15 protein-coding genes are annotated in these 18030 nt (G+C 73.8%); 8 read left to right on the forward strand and 7 right to left on the reverse strand.

Annotation, left to right across the window (positions count from 1 at the left end):
* Nucleotides 1–108: 108 nt before the first annotated feature.
* On the reverse strand, nucleotides 109–1692 hold the full coding sequence (locus NBH00_RS02000) for an acyl-CoA carboxylase subunit beta (protein ID WP_254571683.1): 1584 nt from the start codon (nucleotides 1690–1692) through the stop codon (nucleotides 109–111).
* Nucleotides 1693–1868: 176 nt separating this feature from the next.
* Between NBH00_RS02000 and NBH00_RS02005 the strand changes: the two genes are divergently transcribed.
* From NBH00_RS02005 to NBH00_RS02015, 3 genes are all read left to right on the forward strand, one after another.
* Nucleotides 1869–3554: an excinuclease ABC subunit UvrC gene (locus tag NBH00_RS02005; RefSeq protein WP_254571684.1), complete on the forward strand. Its 1686-nt coding sequence runs from the start codon at nucleotides 1869–1871 to the stop codon at nucleotides 3552–3554.
* 67 nt (nucleotides 3555–3621) lie between these two features.
* Nucleotides 3622–5010 (forward strand): RNA polymerase sigma factor, encoded by a 1389-nt coding sequence (locus NBH00_RS02010; protein ID WP_254571685.1) that lies wholly within the window; start codon nucleotides 3622–3624, stop codon nucleotides 5008–5010.
* 10 nt (nucleotides 5011–5020) lie between these two features.
* Nucleotides 5021–5887 (forward strand): alpha/beta fold hydrolase, encoded by an 867-nt coding sequence (locus NBH00_RS02015; RefSeq protein ID WP_254571686.1) that lies wholly within the window; start codon nucleotides 5021–5023, stop codon nucleotides 5885–5887.
* 27 nt (nucleotides 5888–5914) lie between these two features.
* Here NBH00_RS02015 and NBH00_RS02020 read toward each other — a convergent pair whose 3' ends face one another.
* A complete protein-coding gene (locus NBH00_RS02020; protein WP_254571687.1) occupies nucleotides 5915–7000 on the reverse strand; it encodes a hypothetical protein in 1086 nt (361 codons plus the stop codon).
* Between the two features lie 93 nt (nucleotides 7001–7093).
* Between NBH00_RS02020 and NBH00_RS02025 the strand changes: the two genes are divergently transcribed.
* Nucleotides 7094–8305: a lycopene cyclase family protein gene (locus NBH00_RS02025; RefSeq protein WP_254571688.1), complete on the forward strand. Its 1212-nt coding sequence runs from the start codon at nucleotides 7094–7096 to the stop codon at nucleotides 8303–8305.
* Here NBH00_RS02025 and NBH00_RS02030 read toward each other — a convergent pair.
* Entirely contained in the window at nucleotides 8299–8796 is a 498-nt protein-coding gene (locus tag NBH00_RS02030; protein ID WP_254571689.1) for a hypothetical protein, read from the reverse strand. The genes NBH00_RS02025 and NBH00_RS02030 overlap by 7 nt on opposite strands.
* A gap of 76 nt (nucleotides 8797–8872) precedes the next feature.
* Complete coding sequence (locus NBH00_RS02035; protein WP_254571690.1) at nucleotides 8873–10495, reverse strand: acyl-CoA mutase large subunit family protein; 1623 nt, start codon at nucleotides 10493–10495, stop codon at nucleotides 8873–8875.
* 92 nt (nucleotides 10496–10587) lie between these two features.
* On the opposite strand from NBH00_RS02035, the gene NBH00_RS02040 reads away from it, so the two are divergent.
* Complete coding sequence (locus NBH00_RS02040) at nucleotides 10588–11232, forward strand: molybdenum cofactor biosynthesis protein (RefSeq protein WP_254571691.1); 645 nt, start codon at nucleotides 10588–10590, stop codon at nucleotides 11230–11232.
* 53 nt (nucleotides 11233–11285) lie between these two features.
* Here NBH00_RS02040 and NBH00_RS02045 read toward each other — a convergent pair whose 3' ends face one another.
* The 3 genes from NBH00_RS02045 to NBH00_RS02055 all read right to left on the reverse strand — a co-directional run bounded on the left by NBH00_RS02045 (nucleotide 11286) and on the right by NBH00_RS02055 (nucleotide 14204).
* A complete protein-coding gene (locus tag NBH00_RS02045) occupies nucleotides 11286–11891 on the reverse strand; it encodes a GNAT family N-acetyltransferase (RefSeq protein ID WP_254571692.1) in 606 nt (201 codons plus the stop codon).
* A 44-nt stretch (nucleotides 11892–11935) separates the two neighbouring features.
* A complete protein-coding gene (locus tag NBH00_RS02050; RefSeq protein ID WP_254571693.1) occupies nucleotides 11936–12469 on the reverse strand; it encodes a ferritin in 534 nt (177 codons plus the stop codon).
* A 115-nt stretch (nucleotides 12470–12584) separates the two neighbouring features.
* Nucleotides 12585–14204, reverse strand: a complete 1620-nt coding sequence (locus NBH00_RS02055) for a glycosyltransferase family 39 protein (protein WP_254571694.1) — start codon at nucleotides 14202–14204, stop codon at nucleotides 12585–12587.
* Nucleotides 14205–14263: 59 nt separating this feature from the next.
* On the opposite strand from NBH00_RS02055, the gene NBH00_RS02060 reads away from it, so the two are divergent.
* From NBH00_RS02060 to NBH00_RS02070, 3 genes are all read left to right on the forward strand, one after another.
* Nucleotides 14264–15388 (forward strand): glycoside hydrolase 5 family protein, encoded by a 1125-nt coding sequence (locus NBH00_RS02060; RefSeq protein WP_254571695.1) that lies wholly within the window; start codon nucleotides 14264–14266, stop codon nucleotides 15386–15388.
* 11 nt (nucleotides 15389–15399) lie between these two features.
* Entirely contained in the window at nucleotides 15400–16347 is a 948-nt protein-coding gene (locus tag NBH00_RS02065) for a UDP-glucuronic acid decarboxylase family protein (protein WP_254571696.1), read from the forward strand.
* Between the two features lie 181 nt (nucleotides 16348–16528).
* On the forward strand, nucleotides 16529–18019 hold the full coding sequence (locus NBH00_RS02070; RefSeq protein WP_254571697.1) for a sugar transferase: 1491 nt from the start codon (nucleotides 16529–16531) through the stop codon (nucleotides 18017–18019).
* Nucleotides 18020–18030 lie beyond the last annotated feature (11 nt).

Genomic DNA, 18030 nt, shown 5'->3' on the forward strand with positions numbered 1-18030 from the left:
CGCGGTGGCGGGATGGGGCGGTCGCGGACGGATGTGCGACGCGCCCCTGGCCAACGATGGGTCGGGGCGGGCGTCGGTGCCGCTCCGCAGCGGCACGACCGCGACGCGCTAGAGCGGGATGTTGCCGTGCTTGCGCTTGGGGCCCGGCTCGCGCTTGGTGAGCAGCATCTCGAGGGCGCCGATGAGCTTCGGACGCGTCTCGTGGGGGAGGATCACGTCGTCGATGTAGCCGCGCTCGGCGGCGACGTACGGGTTCGCGAAGCGGGCCTTGTAGTCGTCCATGAGCTTCGCGCGGCGCTCGTCGGGGGTCGGCGAGCCGGCGATGTCGCGGCGGTAGATGATGTTCACCGCGCCCTCGGCGCCCATGACGGCGACCTCGGCCTGGGGCCAGGCGAAGTTGAAGTCCATCCCGAGGTGCTTGGAGCCCATGACGTCGTACGCGCCGCCGTAGGCCTTGCGCGTGATGACGGTGATCTTCGGGACCGTCGCCTCGGTGATCGCGTAGAGCAGCTTGGCGCCGTGGCGGATGATGCCGCCCCACTCCTGCGAGGTGCCGGGCAGGAAGCCGGGCACGTCGGTGAACATGATGATCGGGATGTTGAACGCGTCGCAGGTGCGGACGAAGCGCGCGGCCTTGGCAGAGGCGTCGATGTCGAGGACGCCCGCCATGTGCGCCGGCTGGTTGCCGACGACGCCGACCGCGTGGCCGTCGAGGCGGCTGAAGCCGCAGATGATGTTCTTCGCGAAGTGCTCGTGGATCTCGAAGAACTCGCCGTCGTCGACCGTGAAGCGGATGACGTTGCGCATGTCGTACGGCTTGTTCGGGTTGTCCGGGACCGCGTCGTCGAGCTCGGGGTCCATGCGGTCGCGGTCGTCGCTCGGGGCGATGCGCGGCGGGGTCTGCAGGTTGTTCTGCGGGAGGAAGGACATGAGGAAGCGCGTGTCCTCGATGACCTGGTCCTCGTCGTCGGCCGCGAGGTGCGCGACGCCCGACTTCGTGTTGTGCGTCATCGCGCCGCCGAGGGACTCGAAGTCGACCTCCTCGCCCGTGACCGTCTTGATGACGTCGGGGCCGGTGATGAACATGTGCGACGTCTCCTTCACCATGAAGATGAAGTCGGTGATCGCGGGGGAGTAGACGGCGCCGCCGGCGCACGGGCCCATGATGAGCGAGATCTGCGGGATGACGCCCGAGCAGTTGACGTTGCGGGTGAAGACGTCGCCGTAGGCGCCGAGGGAGACGACGCCCTCCTGGATGCGGGCGCCGCCCGAGTCGTTGATGCCGATGACCGGGCAGCCGATCTTCGCCGCGAGGTCCATGACCTTGCACATCTTCTCCGACATGACCTCGCCGAGGGAGCCGCCGAAGACCGTGAAGTCCTGGCTGAAGACGCAGACCTTGCGGCCGTCGATCTCGCCGTAGCCCGTGACGACCGCGTCGCCCCAGGCGCGGGACTTCTGCATGTCGAAGTCGTGCGTGCGGTGGCGGACGAAGGTGTCGAGCTCCTGGAACGTGCCGGGGTCGAGGAGCTTCTCGATCCGCTCGCGCGCGGTGTACTTGCCCTTGGCGTGCTGCTTCTCCTCGGCCTCAGGGCTGGAGTGCGCGGCCTGCTCGCGCAGGTCGGCAAGCTGGGCGACCTTCTCGTCGAACGTCGCAGGGGGCTTCTGGCGGGGCTCGTGGCGCGTGGTCATGGCGGGGGCGGATGCTATTTGACCGCCGCGCGCGGTGACCTGCCGTCCCGCTTCGCGTCGTCCGGGACGGGTGTCGGCGGGCCGCTCATACAGACGTCCAGGGCGTCTGGGTTTCCGGGGGCGGCGTGCGTGTGGGGCTCGACATGCCCACCGCTCTTCACCCCAGGAGGCTCCCCATGCCCCGCCGTACCGTCCTCGTCGCCGCCCTGGCGACCCTCGCCCCGGCGACCGCGGCGACCGCGACCGCTCAGGCCGACGCCCCCGCCTTCGGCTGCTCCGCGACCGCGCTGAGCGGCACCGTCCTCGGCCAGGTGGTGTCGCCGGGATTCACCGCCGGTGACGACAGCGCGTGCCGCAGCGACGACGCGAGCGGCCCCGTCCTCGGGACCCGCGGCATCGCCTCGACGCTCCTCGGGGGCGCCGGGAGCGCGACGACCGCCACGAGCACCGCCGGCCTGGACTCGCTGAGCATCAACGGCCTCGACGCGCTCAAGGGCCTGCTCCCCGCCGTGGCGCTCCCGGCCGGCCTGGACGCGATCCCGGTCACGCTTCCCGCGGGCGTCTCGCTGCCCGGCGGCATCACGCTGCCGACGCTGCCGACCGCCCCGCTCCCGACCGTCCCCGGGCTGCCGGCGCTCCCGGGCGGCGGCCTGCCGCTGACCCGCAGCGCGGACACGTCGAGCGCGGTCACCGTCCCGTCCCTGCCGACGGTCGTCCCGATCGACGTGACGCCCGCCGTCAACGCGCTGCTCGCCGCGGCGCAGCAGCTGCCGGCCGCCGACCTGCTGCACCTCGACGCCGTCCGCGCGACCGCTGCGGCGGTCTGCCAGGCGGGCGCGCCCGTCCTCTCCGGCATCACGCAGCTCGCGGGGGCCAGCGCGCTCGGTCAGGCGCTGCCCGTCGACGGGCCGGTCACGCGGTCGATCCCGGTCCTGAACGGCTCGTCGATCTCGCTCGCCGACCTCGACCTGTCGAAGGTCGTCCTCCCGGCCGGCCTGAGCTTCGACACGCCGGTCGTCGGCCCGTTGCTCGCGACGGGGCTGAAGGCGGCGCTCGCCGCGCTCCCGCCGATCCAGATCCCGACGACGCTGGCCGACGTCTCGATCACGCCCGGCAGCCAGGACCGCGCCGGCGCCTCGCTCGTCCAGCACGCCCCGCGCATCCGGGTCTCGGTCCTCGGGCAGCAGCTCGTCGACCTCGACCTCGGCGCCGCCCGCGTCTCCGCGCTCGGCGTGGACTGCGGCGCAGCGGCCGCCCCGTCCCCGGTCGCCCCGGCGAGCCAGCTCGCCGTCCAGTGCGCGAAGCGCGGCGTGACGCTCGTCGACGTCGCCCCGACCGCCGGCCACGTCGCGCTGCTCGGCGCCGCGGCGGCGAGCGACGTCGGCAAGAAGGTGCAGATCGTCTTCCCGGCCACGCACAAGGTCGTCGCGACGACCGTCGTCCGCCCCGACGGCTTCTTCCGGGCCAAGGCCCCGCTGCCGAGCGCGGCGATGCGCCACTCGAACGACGCCCGCTACCTCGCCGTCGTCGACGGCAAGAAGTCGCTGTCGCTGAAGCTCGACCGCCGCATGCGCATCTCGAGCATCCGTCACAAGGGCCGGATGCTCCGCGTGATCGGGAAGATCGCCGGGCCGCTCGCGCCGGGCCAGGAGATCGTCATCCGCCGCTCGGAGTCGTGCTCGAAGGACGTCGTCGTCAAGCGCTTCGTCCCGACGAAGGCCGGCACGTGGAAGGTTCTGCTGCCCGCGCCGAGCGAGGGGCAGGCCGCCGTCTTCCGGGCGACGACCGAAGTCCTCGGCGCCGACGGCACGAGCGACAAGACGTTCCCGACGTTCACGCTCCCGGGCTATGTCTCGCTCTGAGATCGAGATGCGTCCGCCGCGTGGCGCCGGCCTTGTGCCGGCGCCGCGTCGTGCCGATCAGGGCTGCGTGGGCGACCCGCCGGACTTCGCCGCGGTCTACGACCGCTGGATGTCGCAGCTGACGCGGTACTGCCGCGGGCTGACCCGCAGCGAGGCCGACGCCGAGGACGCCGCACAGAACGCGATGCTGAAGGCGATGGCGGCGCTCCGCCGCGGGCCCGCCCCCGAGCAGCTGCAGCCGTGGCTGCACCGGATCGCCCACAACGAGGCGATCTCGCTCATGCGCCGGCGGGGGACCGCCGGCGCCGCGGTGCCGACCGACGTCCTGCCGGACGTCGGCGGGCCGAGCCTCGAGGAGGTCGCGGCCGTCCGCGGCCGCCTGCAGGAGATGCTCGGGGACCTTCGTGCGCTGGCTCCGCGCCAGCGCGAGGCGCTGATGCTGCGTGAGCTCGAGGGGCGGTCCTACCGGGAGATCGCGCAGGTGCTCGACGTGTCCGAGGCCGCCGCGCAGCAGACCGTCTTCGCCGCCCGCCGGTCGCTGCAGGACTGCGACGCCGGGCGCGCCCTCGACTGCGAGCCCGTGCAGCGGTGGCTGTCGGCGCACGAGCACGCGCTCGTCCGCACCCGCCGCGTGCGCGCCCATCTCCGTGACTGCGACGGCTGCCGGGGCTTCCAGGCCGCGCTCGACACGCGCCCGCGCGACCTGCGGCTGCTGCTCCCGGGCGGGACCGGCGCCGGGCTCGTCGGGCGCCTGCTCGGGCTGCTCGGCGGCGGCTCCGGCGTCGCCGCGAAGGCGGTCGTCGGGGCGGGGCTCGCCGCGACCGCGACCGCGACCGCGGGCCTGCTCGCCATCGCGCCCGCCCCGGCGCGACGGGCCGGCCTCGCCACCCGACGTCCGGCGGTGGCCGCGACGCCCGCGCGGGAGGCGACGCCGTTCGGGGCGGCGGGCCGGATCGTGCCGGTGGCGCCCTCGAGGCACGCGGCGAGCGGGGCGTCGTCCCGGGTCCGTGCGACGGGCGGCCACCGCCTGGCCGTCGTCAAGGTCCCCGCGCGGTCGGCGCACGGCACCGGCCCCTTGGTGGTCGCTCCGGCGTCGCGGCCCGCCGCGCCGGCGGCGGACGAGGCCGCGCCGGCGGCGACGTCGTCCTCGGCGAGTACGTCCGCACCGGCGCCGCCGCACCCGAGCGCGCCGGCGCCCGCGCCGCCCGCGCCGGCGCCCGCGCCGTCGTCCCCCGCCCGGGGGAGTGGCCCGGCGTCCGCGCCGCCTGCCGCGAGCGTCCCCGCCACCCCGGTCACCCCCGCCGTCACGCTGCCGCTTCCCGATCCCGCCCCCGCCGTTCAGGCCACCGCCACCGCCGTCCAGCAGGCGGTGGGCGCGGTCACGACGTCGGTGGCCCCGGTCGTCGGCGCCTCCTCGGCGGCTGTCGACGGCCTGCTCGGCATGCACCCGGGATAGATTCCGCGCCATGCGCGCGTATCCGCCCTGTGACGGCGTCGAGCACTCGTTCGTCCTCGCCGGCGACGTCAGGCTCCATGTCGCGACCGCCGGGCCCGCCGACGGGCCCGTCGTCGTCCTGCTGCACGGCTGGCCGGAGCACTGGTGGCTGTGGCACGACGTCATCCCCGCGCTCGCCGCGGACGGCCGGCGGGTGATCGCGCCCGACCTGCGCGGCTTCGGCTGGAGCGAGATCACCGCGGACGGCTACGACAAGGAGCAGTTCGCGTCCGACGTCCTCGCGCTGCTCGACGCGCTCGGCGTCGAGACGTTCGACCTCGTCGGCCACGACTGGGGCGGGTGGACCGCGCAGCTCATCGCGCTGCGTGCCCCCGAGCGCGTCCGCCGGCTTGCGCTGCTCAACATCTCCCACGTCTGGCTCACCGTCGGCGGGGGCCGCGCGCGGCACGCGCACAAGCTCGCCTACCAGCCGCTCGTCGGGGCGCCGGTCATCGGCCCGCTGGCCCACCGGACCGGCCTGCTGTGGACGATCATGGGCCGGGCGGGGATCACCGCCGAGGGCGTCGCCGAGTACCGCGCCGCCTTCCGCGCGCCGGGCCGTGCCCTCGCCGGGTCCAAGGTCTACCGGACGTTCCTGCGCCGCGAGGTCCCGGCGATCCTCCGCGGCCGCTACGCGGGACAGCGGCTGCGCATGCCGACGCGGATGCTGTTCGGGACGGACGACATCGCGATCCACCCGTCCCTGCTGGACGGCTTCGAGGACCACGCCGATGACGTGCGCATCACCTGGGTCGACGACTGCGGGCACTTCATCGTCGACGAGCAGCCCGCGCGTGTCGTCGCCTGGCTCCGCGAGGTCCTCGCCGAGCCGGTGTGAGGGCCGGCGGCGGCGGCGCCGCGGCAGTCAGACGTGGGTGAACGGGCGCCGGTGGGCGGCGCCGAGGTCGTCCAGGACGGCCGTGAGGGTGGCGACGACCTCGTCGGCGCCGAGCGGCTTGGCGGGGGCCGGCTCGGTGGTGGCGGTGGCGTCGGTGGCCGTGGCGGTGTCGGCGGGTGCGTCGACGGTGGCGGTCGCGACGAGCGGCGGCTCGGGCTCCTCGTCGGGGGCCGGGCCCTCGGGCTCGGCGGGGCGGAGCGGGACGACCGGCTCGGGCTCGGGGTCCGGCACCGCGCGGAGCGGTGAGGGCTCGGGGGGCGGGGCCTCGGCGGTGGCGGGCGCAGCCGGCTGGGTGGGGGCGGGCGCGGTCGCGGTCGCGGCCGCGGTGGCGGGGACGGGGACGGCCGCGGTGGCGGGGACGGCCGCGGTCGGCTTCGTGGCCTCGGGGGTGGTCCCCATCGCGGCCGCACGGGCCGCGCGTGCACGCTCGCGGGCGGCGTCGCGGGCCGCCGCGCGCTCGCCGGGCGTCGGGCCGGACGGCGGTGCGGGCGCCGCCGCGGGGGCGGCCTTCCGGCCGAACAGGCGGGCGAAGAAGCCGGGCTTCCTGGCCGGGGCCGGCGGCTGGGTGGGGGCGGGCTCGGGCGCGGCGACGGCCTCGGCCTCGGCCTCGGCCTCGGGCACCGCAACCTCATCGGCGTGTGGTCCCGTAGGGGCTATTCCCCCACCAGGCCGCACGCCGCCCTCTTGGGCGGGTTCCGGCGCGGCGACGGCCTCGGCGACGGCCTCGGCGACGGCCTCGGCCTCTGCTGACGCCCGGGGGTCGCCCGCCCCGGCTTCCGCGGCGCCTTCCGGCACCGCGACCGGGGCGGCGACCTCCACGAGCTCAGCCTTGAGCGTGACCTTGGTGCCCCAGCCGGAGGCCTCGAGTTCCACCGTGCCGCGCGCGGCGGTGCCCTCCCAGGCGACGGTGGTCTCGGGCTCCAGACGGGTGATGCTGATCTCGCCGAACTCCCCCAGGTGCTTGCACAGGGAGCCGACGTCCGACAGCTCGGCCCACAACTCGGGACGGGACTTGACGAGGGTTCTCTGTGCGGTGAGCTCCTGCATCGTCACCGGATTTCCCCCTGACGGCCTGGACTCCTCCCTCGCGTGGCGCGGTTCCGTCAACCTGCAAGGGATGGGCCGCCGTACCCGGGAGAACCCTTCGTGAGCGACCCCGACCCCCACGTCATCCTCGGCGCCGGCTGCGCCGGCCTCTCCCTCGCGCTCGCCCTGCGCGAGCACGGGCTCCGGGCGCCGATCGTCCTCCTCGACCGCCGCCCTGCCCACGACCGCGACCGCACCTGGTGCTTCTGGGACACGCCCGGGATCCGCTTCGCCGAGCTCGCGACGCACCGCTGGCCCGCCTGGCAGGTCATCGGGCCCGACGGGGCGGTCACGCGCCACGAGGGTGCGGACACGCCGTATCTGCACCTGCGCGCGGACGACGTCTACGCCGCCGCGCTCGAGCGCCTGCGCGGCGCCGGGGGCGTCGACGTCCGCCTCTCCACCCGCGTCACCGGCGTGGAGGAGGGCCCGGAGCACGTCACGGTGACGACGGACCGCGGGCGCCTCCGCGCCGCCCACGTCCACGACGCGCTCGGCGGCGCGGGCCCGCTGCGCGCCCGGCGGCCCTCCGACCCGGACGGCCTCGTGCAGCGCTTCCTCGGCCAGGAGGTCCGGACGACCCGCGCCGTCTTCGACCCGGGCGTCGCCACGCTCATGGACTTCCGGATCGCGGCGGGCGGCGAGGTGCGCTTCGTCTACGTCCTGCCCTTCGCCCCCGACCGGGCGCTCGTCGAGGACACGTCGATCGGCACGCGCCCCCGTCCGCCCGCCGAGCGGCGGCGCGCGATCGCAGCCCACCTCCGCCGCCATCACGGCGCGCTCGCCGCCGAGGTCCTCCACGAGGAGCGCGGCGCGATCCCGATGTCGCTCGCGGCAAGGCCCGTCCGCCTCGGGCCGCGCCTGGGCGCCGTCGGCCTGGCCGGAGGCGCGGCGCGACCCTCCTCGGGTTACGCCTTCGCGCGCATCCAGCGGCAGGTCGACGCGGTCGCCCGCGCGATCGTCGACGGGACGCCGGTCCCCGCGACAACGCATCCGGTCCGGCTCGAGCTCATGGACCGGATCTTCCTGCGCGTGCTCCGCGAGGACCCCCGGGCGTTCGCGGCGACGATGGCCGCGCTTCTGCGGGGGACGCCTCCGGCCGTGCTCGCGCGGTTCATGAACGACGCGAGCACGCCGCTCGACGAGGCCCGCCTCGTGGCCGCGATGCCCCCGCTCCGTTCGCGCGCGCGGCGGCCGCGGACGCGCCCGGCCTCGGCCTCCGGGCGGCCCGCGCCGCCCTCGGGAGCCTGCGCGGCTGACCGCCCTCAGTAGCCGCCGGGCTTCGTGACCATGAAGAAGATCGCGAGGAGGACCATCAGGCCGGCGACCGTCCCGACGACGGCGACCCGCTTGTAGGCGGCCTCGTACGCGGCGCCGAAGGTCACCGGGCCGTCGCCCGGCGCGGCCGCGACGTCCGCCGCCGCAAGGGTGGCGAGCTTGCGGCTCTGCGGCGTGAAGAAGGCCCCGACAAGCCCGAAGAGGATGAAGATGATCGCGAACGGCACGGCGACCCACGACTTCCCCATGAGGTGACGGTCCTGGGCGGCGTAGATGCCGGCGAAGAGGGCGACGGCCATCGCCGGCGTCGTGAGCTTCGCGTTGACCGTCGCGACGATCTCGTGCCAGGCGGGCAGCGAGCGCGGGGAGAGCCGCCGCACCTGCGCGTCGATGAGCGGGTAGGCGAACGTCACCCCGAACGCGACGACGATCGCCGCCACGTGGACGGCGACGACGACGTCGTAGAAGTAGATCGCGAGGTACATGGGCGGCACCCTACCCCGCGATCCGGCCGATCCCGCCCGCCGCCGGCCGTCAGGCGCGGCTCGGGGGAGCCGGCGCTCAGAACGTCGGCGCGTACTTGCCGAAGACGTCCTTCATCGCCTGGCAGACCTCGCCCATCGACGCCTTGTCCTTCAGCGCCTGCTTGATGAAGGGCAGGAGGTTGTCGGTGCCGCGGGCCGCGCCGCGCAGCTCCTCGAGGCGCTGCTCCACGAGCGCGTGGTCGCGGTCGGCCTTGAACTTCTTCAGGCGCTCGAGCTGCAGACCCTCGGAGGCGGGGTCGACGCGGAGCAGGCCGGGGACCTCGATCGGGTCCTCGACGAACGAGTTGACGCCGACGACCATGTCCTGCTCGATCCGGTAGCGCTCCTGGTAGCCCCAGGCCGACTCGTCGATCTCGCCGGTGATGAACTCGATCGCGTTGACCGACCCGCCGAGCTCGTCGACCTTCGCGATGAGCTCGTAGGCGCGCGACTCGATCTCGTCCGTCAGCGACTCGACGAAGTAGGAGCCCGCGAAGGGGTCGACCGTCATCGTCGCGCCGGACTCGGAGGCGATGATCTGCTGCGTGCGCAGGGCGATCTTCGCGGCCTCCTCGCTCGGGAGGGCGAGCGCCTCGTCGTAGCCGTTCGTGTGCAGCGACTGCGTGCCGCCGCAGACCGCCGCGAAGCCCTGGAGCGCCACGCGGACGATGTTGTTCATCGGCTGCTGCGCGGTGAGCGTCACGCCGCCGGTCTGCGTGTGGAAGCGCAGCATGAGCGACTTCGGGTTCTTCGCGCCGAAGCGCTCGGACATGATCGTCGCCCACATGCGGCGGGCCGCACGGAACTTCGCGACCTCCTGGAAGACGTTGTTGTGGCCGTTGAAGAAGAAGGCCAGGCGCGGGGCGAAGTCGTCGACCGCGAGGCCGGCGTCCACCGCCGCCTGCACGTAGGCGATGCCGGAGGAGAGCGTGAAGGCGACCTCCTGCACGGCGCTGGCGCCCTTCTCGCGGAAGTGGTACCCGGAGATCGAGACGGTGTTCCAGCGCGGGATGTTCTCCTTGCAGTAGGCGAACAGGTCCGTCGTCAGCCGCATCGTCGGCTCGGGCGGGTAGATGTAGTTGCCGCGCGCGATGTACTCCTTGAGCACGTCGTTCTGCGTCGTGCCGCGGAGCTGGTCGGACGGGACCCCCTGCTCCTCGCCGACGAGCTCGTAGAGGCAGAGGAGGACGGCCGCGGGCGCGTTGATCGTCATCGACGTGGAGACCTGGTCCAGCGGGATCTGGTCGAACGCCGTGCGCATGTCGTCGATCGTGTCGATGGCGACGCCGGTGCGGCCGACCTCGCCCTCGCAGAGCGCGTTGTCGGAGTCGAGCCCGAGCTGCGTCGGCAGGTCGAAGGCCATCGACAGGCCGGTCGAGCCCTTCGAGAGGAGGTAGCGGTAGCGCTCGTTGGACTCCTTCGCGCTCGCGTAGCCCGCGTACTGGCGCATGGTCCACGTCTGCTTGCGGTACATGTCGCGGTGCGGCCCGCGGGTGTACGGGAACTCGCCAGGCTCGCCGAGGCGCAGGTCCTCCGGGAGGTCCTCCTCGGTGTACAGCGGCTTGATCTCGATGCCCGAGTCGGTGAACCGGCGCGGGTCCTCCTTGCCGACGATCGGCGCGACGGTGAGGCGTTCCCCGGACTCAGGCGTGGTGGACATGGCCGGAATCGTACGACGCCGCGCCATACGCGGTGCCCCCGACCCGCCGGTCGTCGGGTCGCCGGCCTTCGCAGGCGCGTAGATTGCCCGGCATGGAGGTCACCGTCCGCCTGTTCGCCGTGCTTCGCCAGCGTGCAGGGAGGGACGCCGTGCCGCTCGAGCTGCCCGACGGTGCGCGGGTCGACGACGCGCTCGCCGCGCTCGCGGACATCACCGCCGGCGTGCCGTGCGTCATGGCCGTCAACCGCGAGTACGCGGACGGGACCGCCGTCCTCTCCGCGGGGGACGAGCTCGCGCTCATCCCGCCCGTGAGCGGGGGCTCGCCGGGCGCCGGGATGGTCCGTCACGTCCGCATCACCGACGAGCCGCTGTCGCTCGACGTGCTCGCGCGGATGGTCGAGTCCCCGCTGGCGGGCGCCGTCGTCACCTTCTCCGGGGTCACCCGCGAGATCGCCTGGCTCGACTACGAGTGCTACGTCGAGATGGCGACGCCGATGCTCCAGGAGCTCGTCGACGCCGCGATCGAGACGCACGGGCTGACCGGCGCCGCGGTCGAGCACCGGGTCGGGCGCGTCCCGCTCGGCGAGCCGTCCGTCGTCGTCGCGACGAGCTCCGGCCACCGCCCCGAGGCCTTCGCCGCCGCCCGCGAGCTCATCGACGAGCTCAAGGCCCGCGCCCCGATCTGGAAGGCCGAGGAGGGCGAGTGGGTCGCGGGGGAACCGCCGGTCACCGGCTGACGCGCCGAATCCCGTTCTTCGACCCCCCGTTGGGCTCTTGTCGGGTCTCGGCGTCAGTTGTGGGCGGCGAGGCGGGCCTCGAAGCGCCGCCGCACGTCCGGCCACTCGCCGTCGATGATCGAGAACCAGGCGGTGTCGCGGATGCCGACGCCGGGGACGATCCGGTGGTTGCGGTGGACGCCCTCGAACCACGCCCCCATCGCCTCCATCGCGCGGCGCGAGCGCTGGTTCTCCGCGTGCGTCTTCAGCTCGACGCGGATGCAGCCGAGGGTCTCGAACGCGTGGGTGAGCATGAGGAGCTTCGCCTCGACGTTGATGCCGCTGCGCCAGCAGCCGGGCGTGAGCCAGGTCCAGCCGATCTCGACGCCGAGGTCGTCGGGCCGCAGCGCGAGGAAGCGCGTCGAGCCGACCGCCACACCGGTCGCCCGGTCCACGGTCGCGAACGCGCACTCCTCACCCGCGGCAGACGCGCGCAGCGCCTCGTCGTACCAGCCGTCGAACGCGGCCTGCGAGGACGGGTAGTCCCGCATCCAGCGCCAGATCTCCGGGTGGCGGGACGCGGCGAACAGCGCCGCGCGGTGCGTCTCCGCGAGCGGCTCCAGGCGGGTGTGACGACCCTCGAGGGTCCCGGCGAGCGGCGTCGGCCACGGGGCGGGCATCGGCGCGCGGTCGGTCGTCCGGGGTTGCGCCGGTCGCGGTGCGGCTAGACGGCGCCGCCGGCGACCGGGGGCGCGGTCGGGTCCTCGCCCCCGCCGCCACCGGCCTCGCGGGCGAGGTGCTCCTCGGCGAGCATCGGGTTCTCGGCCGACCGCTTGACAACGGTCAGGAGGTCCTTCATCGAGCTGACCTCCTCGACCTGCTCCTTGAGGAACCACTGCATGAACTGCTCGGAGGCGTAGTCGCGCTCGTCGCGGGCGATCCCGGCGAGCTCGCCGATCTGCTGCGTGACGCGCTTCTCCTGCTCGAGCGCGAGGGCCACCGGCTCCACGATGTCCTTGAACGACGTCTTCGGCGCGGCGACGGCGGGGATGACGGCCTCCTCGTCGGCGTCCATGAGGTACCGGACCATCATGAGCGCGTGGTTGCGCTCCTCGAGCGCCTGCGCGTAGAAGAAGGACGCGAGGCGCGGCAGCGTCTCGTTGTCGTAGTGCACCGCGACCGCGATGTACTGCTGGCTCGCCGCGAACTCGTTCGCGATCTGCTCGTTGAGGCGGGAGGTGAATGCGGCGGCGGGCATGAAGGGACCTTTCGGAGATGCGCGGCGTTCGGGCGGTGCAGCGACGGCCGGGTGGACCGACGGCCGCCGGGGGGCGGCAGGCCTGGTCAGGCAGCGTACAAGCCCGGGCGGGCGCTCAGCGCGGGCGGGCGAGGACGATCGGCGCGTGGCCCGGGTCGAGGATCCCGAGCGCGCCGGGGTCGACCGCGACGTCGATCGGGGCGACGAAGCGCCGGGTGCGCCACGTCTCCCCGTGGTGGTCGGCGACGAGGACGAAGCCCGCGGGGACGACGCCGTCGGGGAGGGCCGGGGTCGACCGCGCGCGGCCCGGCTCGGCCCCCGCGACGCGGACGACGTCGATCTCGCGGACCGACGTCGTCTGGCCGGGGACGACGACGGTCGTGCCGCGTCCGAGGTAGAGGGAGGCCGGGAGGCGGCCCGCCGCGTCGGTGACGACGAGGCGCGGCAGCGGCGGCCCGGCGAGCGCGGCGTGGACGGCGGCGCGGAAGTCGTCCCGCTGGTAGCCGGGGTGGACGGCGACGGCGACCGCGCAGGTGACGCCGGTGGCGGTCAGGACGCCGATCGCCGCCAGGCCGGCGGTGAGGTGGGACCGCCCCGGCGGGCTCAGTCGGCCTGGGCGGTCACGCCCCGCCGCGCCCGCTGCCGCGCCCGCCGCGACGAGCGCGAGCGCGAGCGGCAGAAGCCCGAGCAGGTTGCGGGTGAGCAGGAAGTCCTGCCCGACGAGCGCGGCGAGGCACGGGAGCGCGAAGCCGACGGCGGTGACGCTCAGGACGACGACGGCGGGCTCGGGCGGCGACACCGACCCGTCATCCCGTCCGGACCACTGAAGGCCGTCCATTTCTCCCGATCCTGGTCGGGGGAAATGGACGGCCTCCCCGGGTCGCGATCCCGCGGGCGCCTCCACCCTCCGCCGTGCGACCGTCACCAGCTCCACCAACCCCGCCAGCGCCACGAGCACCGCCGACACCCCGAGGAGCGTCAGCGGCAGCTCGGCCGGCGCGTCGTAGCCGACGAGGACCTGCTTGGGGATCTGGAAGAGGCGGGTGGACAGGGGGACGTCCGCGATGAACGTCGCGCGCCCGGCGTCGCGCTGGTGCAGCAGCAGCGGCGCGAGCGCCGCCGCCCCCGCCGCGACGACCCCGACCGCCGGCAGCGCGCGCCCGCGCAGGACCCACAGCGCCCACAGGCCCTGCCCGACGACGAGGAACAGCGCGAAGTGGTGCGCCCAGCACGCGGCGACCGCGAGCGCCGCCCAGGCCGCGAGCCGCCCCCGCGACGGCGCGTCCAGCATCCGCAGGAGCGCTAGCGTCGACCCAGCCGCCAGCAGCATGAGCAGCGCGTACGCCCGCGCCTCCTGCCCGTACCAGACCGTCAGGGGGCTGACGGCGGCCAGTGCGGCCCCGAAGACGGCGGCGCGGCCGGCCCGCGGAGGCCCCGCGACCCGCGCCGCCAGTGCCGCCACGACCGGCACCGCCGCCGTCCCGAAGATCGCGCTCGGCAGCCGCAGTGCGATGCCCCCGGTCCCCGCGAGCCGCGACCACAGCCAGTCCACGACGTAGAAGAGCGGCGGGGTCGACTCCCCGTTCCAGACCGCGTGGAGCATCCCGGAGAACGAGTGGCGCAGGACGAGGACGGTCGCGGCCTCGTCCGACCAGTAGCTCTGCACGTCGATCGTCGCGACGCGCAGGACGAGGGCGAGGGCCGTGAGCGCGAGGACAGGGCGGCGGGCCGGCATGCGTGCACGAGCCTACGGGCACCGCTCTGACCAGCACGTGGCCGGGTTACGGTCCTCCGATGCGACGGACCGGACTCGTGAAGCTGCTGACCGCCGCGGTGCTCGCCCTCGGAGGTGCCGTGGTCCCCGCCGCGAGCAGCGCCGCCAGAACGCCGGCCCTGCCCAAGGGCTTCGTCGGCATGAACGCCGACGGCCCCCTCCTCGACGACCCGCACGTCGACCTGAGCGCCCAGCTCGGCCGCATCCACGCCACGGGCATCCCGAACGTCCGCGCCGTCTTCGACTGGGCGGCCGCCCAGCCGGTCGGCGGCACGGCCCCCGACCTGACGAGGCTCGACGCCCTCGTCGGCGCGACCGCGGCCAAGGGCCTCACCGTCCTGCCGGTCGTCCTCCACAGCCCCGCCTGGGCGGCGGACACGAGCGCCGGCGGCGACCCCTACGCGCAGCCGCCGGTCCACCCCGAGGACTACGCGGGCTTCCTCCGGACCCTCATCGCCCGCTACGGCCCGCGCGGCTCGTTCTGGACGAGCCACCCCCGGGTCCCGAAGCACGCGATCCGCCGCTGGCAGCTGTGGAACGAGCCGAACCTCCCGCGCTTCTGGTCGATCCAGCCGTTCGCCAGGAGCTACACCGCCCTCCTGAAGGCCGGCGGGGCCGCCGTCCACCAGGCCGACCCGGGCGCGAAGGTCTACACCGCCGGCATCACGAACGGCTACGGCTCGCCGTCGTGGGAGGCGATCGCGCAGCTCTACGCCGCGGGCGCCAAGGGCTCCTTCGACGTCATCGCCGTACATCCGTACACGGGGACCGCCGCGCGGGTCATCGAGACGCTCAAGCGCGTGCGCGCGGCCACCCGCCGCTACGGCGCCGCCCGGACCCCGATCGCCCTCACCGAGCTCTCGTGGTCCTCGGGCGGCGGCGGCCGCAAGGGCATCACGTGGGACACGACCGAGCGCGGCCAGGCGACCCGCCTGACGCAGGTCTTCACCGCGATCGCCCGGCACCGGCGCGACCTCCGGCTCACCGCCGCCTACTGGTACACGTGGCTCTCGCCGCAGGCCGGCCCCGCCCAGGGCTGGGAGTTCTTCGCCGGGCTGAACCGCATGCGGGGGACGACGGTCGTCCCCAAACCGGCGCTGGCAGCGCTGCGGGCCGCGATCCGCCGTCGCACGCAAAGCCCGTAACCTGCCGCCCCATGCCTACCTGTCTGGTCACCGGCGGCGCGGGGTTCCTCGGGTCGCACCTCTGCGACGAGCTGCTCCGCCGTGGCCACCGCGTCATCTGCGTGGACAACCTCGAGACGGGCTCGCTGAAGAACATCGAGCACATCCGCGTGCCCGAGTTCGCCTTCCTCCAGCTCGACATCGTCGAGCCGTTCTTCGTCGAGGAGCAGGTCGACTTCGTCTACCACCTCGCGTCGCCGGCCTCGCCGATCGACTACCTGCGGCTTCCGCTCCACACGCTCAAGGTCGGCTCCTACGGCACGCACCACGCGCTCGGCCTCGCGAAGAAGCACCGCGCCCGCTTCCTCACCGCCTCGACCTCCGAGGTCTACGGCGACCCGAAGGTCCACCCGCAGTCTGAGGACTACTGGGGCCACGTGAACCCGATCGGCCCGCGCGGCGTCTACGACGAGGCCAAGCGCTACGCCGAGGCCCTGACGATGGCGTACCACAACCAGCAGGGCGTGGACACGTCGATGATCCGGATCTTCAACACGTACGGCCCGCGGATGCGCCCGTTCGACGGCCGCGCGATCCCGACGTTCATGCGCCAGGCGCTGCAGGACCAGCCGATCACCGTCTTCGGCGACGGCAGCCAGACGCGCTCCTTCTGCTACGTCGACGACCTCATCCGGGGCATGATCGCCCTGGCCGAGTCGGGCCGTCACGAGCCCTGCAACATCGGCAACCCGGACGAGTTCACGCTCCTCGAGCTCGCCAACGCGGTCATCGACGTCACCGGCTCCAAGAGCGAGATCATCTTCGAGCTGCTGCCGACCGACGACCCGCAGCAGCGCCGCCCGGACATCTCCCGGGCGAAGGAGTGGCTCGACTGGACGCCCCAGGTGAGCCTCCGCGAGGGCCTCCAGAAGACCCTCGACGGCGCCGGCCGCGACGGTCTCATCGGCCGCGCCCGCTAGGGTTCAGCGGAGGACGGGCGGGTAAACCCGCGGGTCGGCGGCCGTCTCCGGCCGCTTCGCCGTCCGCGTGCGCATTTCGATGACAAAACCACAGACATCTGGCAGGCTGGTTCGTTAGGTGCAAGGAATGCCGACGCGGGGCCAGACACGGGAGGGCCAGCCGACGCAGTCCGAGGACGGGATGAGCGTTCCGCCCCTGGACTCGGCGATGGATCGCGTGCTCAGTCAGCGCGACATGCGCGCACGCCGTCCGCCGGCCCTCGGCTTCCTCCTGCGGCTCGACACCGCGCGGCGGTTCGCGCGCATCGGCTCGCTGCTCACGGTCGACTTCGTCGCGATCTTCGGGGCGATCCTCACCGCCCTCGTCCTCAAGGCGTACCTGCGCGACCACTGGAACTTCCCGCGGTCGCTCGGCGAGGCGCGCCATTCGGTCGCCTTCGCCTATCTCGTCGCCGCGCTCCTCTTCGCCCGCAGCGGCCTCTACGCCGAGCGCGCCGCCCGCCCCGGCCTCACGCGCATCGTCGGCTCGCTCTTCCAGACGATGGTCGTGACGGTCATCTTCGCGCTCGTCCAGGGCGAGCACTTCTCGAGCTACTACATCTTCTACGGGACGCTCTTCTTCGCCGTCGCGTACGTATCCGGCGCGCGCTACGTCTACGAGCGGGTGACGGGCGCCGCGCTGCGCGCCGCCGGCTACCAGCGCCGCGCGGTCATCGTCGGCACCGGCAAGCACATCGAGGCGGTCGGCCACGCGCTGCAGGACGGGCCGCACCCGGCGATCTCCGTCGTCGGCTTCATCTCGCTCGTCCCCCGGCCGGACAACGGCCTGCGCTCGCTCGGCCGGCTCGAGGACCTCGACGACATCATCGCCGCGCACCGCCTCGACGAGGTGATCATCGCGGACCCGGACTTCCCCCAGCGCGAGGCGGTCGACCTCGTCGCCCAGTGCCACCAGCGCGGCGTCCGCGTCCGCGTCGCGCCGTCGACGATGGAGATCCTCATCCACCGGGCGGAGTTCGTCCCCGGGCAGACGGTCCCGCTGTTCGAGCTCAAGCCGCCGGTCTTCGACGGCATCGACTTCGCCGTCAAGCGGATCTTCGACGTCACGGTCGCGTCGCTGCTGCTGCTCGTCCTCAGCCCCGTGCTCGCGGTCAGCGCGCTGCTCATCCGCCTGACCTCGCGCGGGCCGATCGTCTACCGCTCGATCCGCCCCGGCATCGGCGGCGTCCCGTTCGCATGCCTGAAGTTCCGCACGATGTACCGCGACGCCGACCAGCAGCAGATGGACCTCGAGTCGCTCAACGAGGCGACGGGCGCGCTCTTCAAGATCAAGGACGACCCGCGGATGACGCCGGTCGGCCGGGTCCTGCGGCGCTTCTCGCTCGACGAGCTGCCGCAGCTGCTCAACGTCCTCAGGGGCGAGATGTCGCTCGTCGGGCCGCGCCCGCTGCCGCAGCGCGACTTCGAGCACCTCGAGGAGTGGCACAAGAAGCGCTATCTCGTGCTGCCGGGGATCACCGGCCTGTGGCAGGTCTCCGGCCGCAGCGACCTCGACTTCGACGATCTCGTGCGCCTGGACTTCCTCTACCTCGAGCGCTGGTCGGTCTTCCTCGACCTGACGATCCTCGTGAAGACGATCCCCGCGGTGTTCACCCGCCGGGGCTCGTACTAGCGCCCCGCCCG

Origin of the sequence: Paraconexibacter antarcticus (assembly GCF_024220175.1) — a bacterium.
GTDB lineage: Bacteria > Actinomycetota > Thermoleophilia > Solirubrobacterales > Solirubrobacteraceae > Paraconexibacter > Paraconexibacter antarcticus.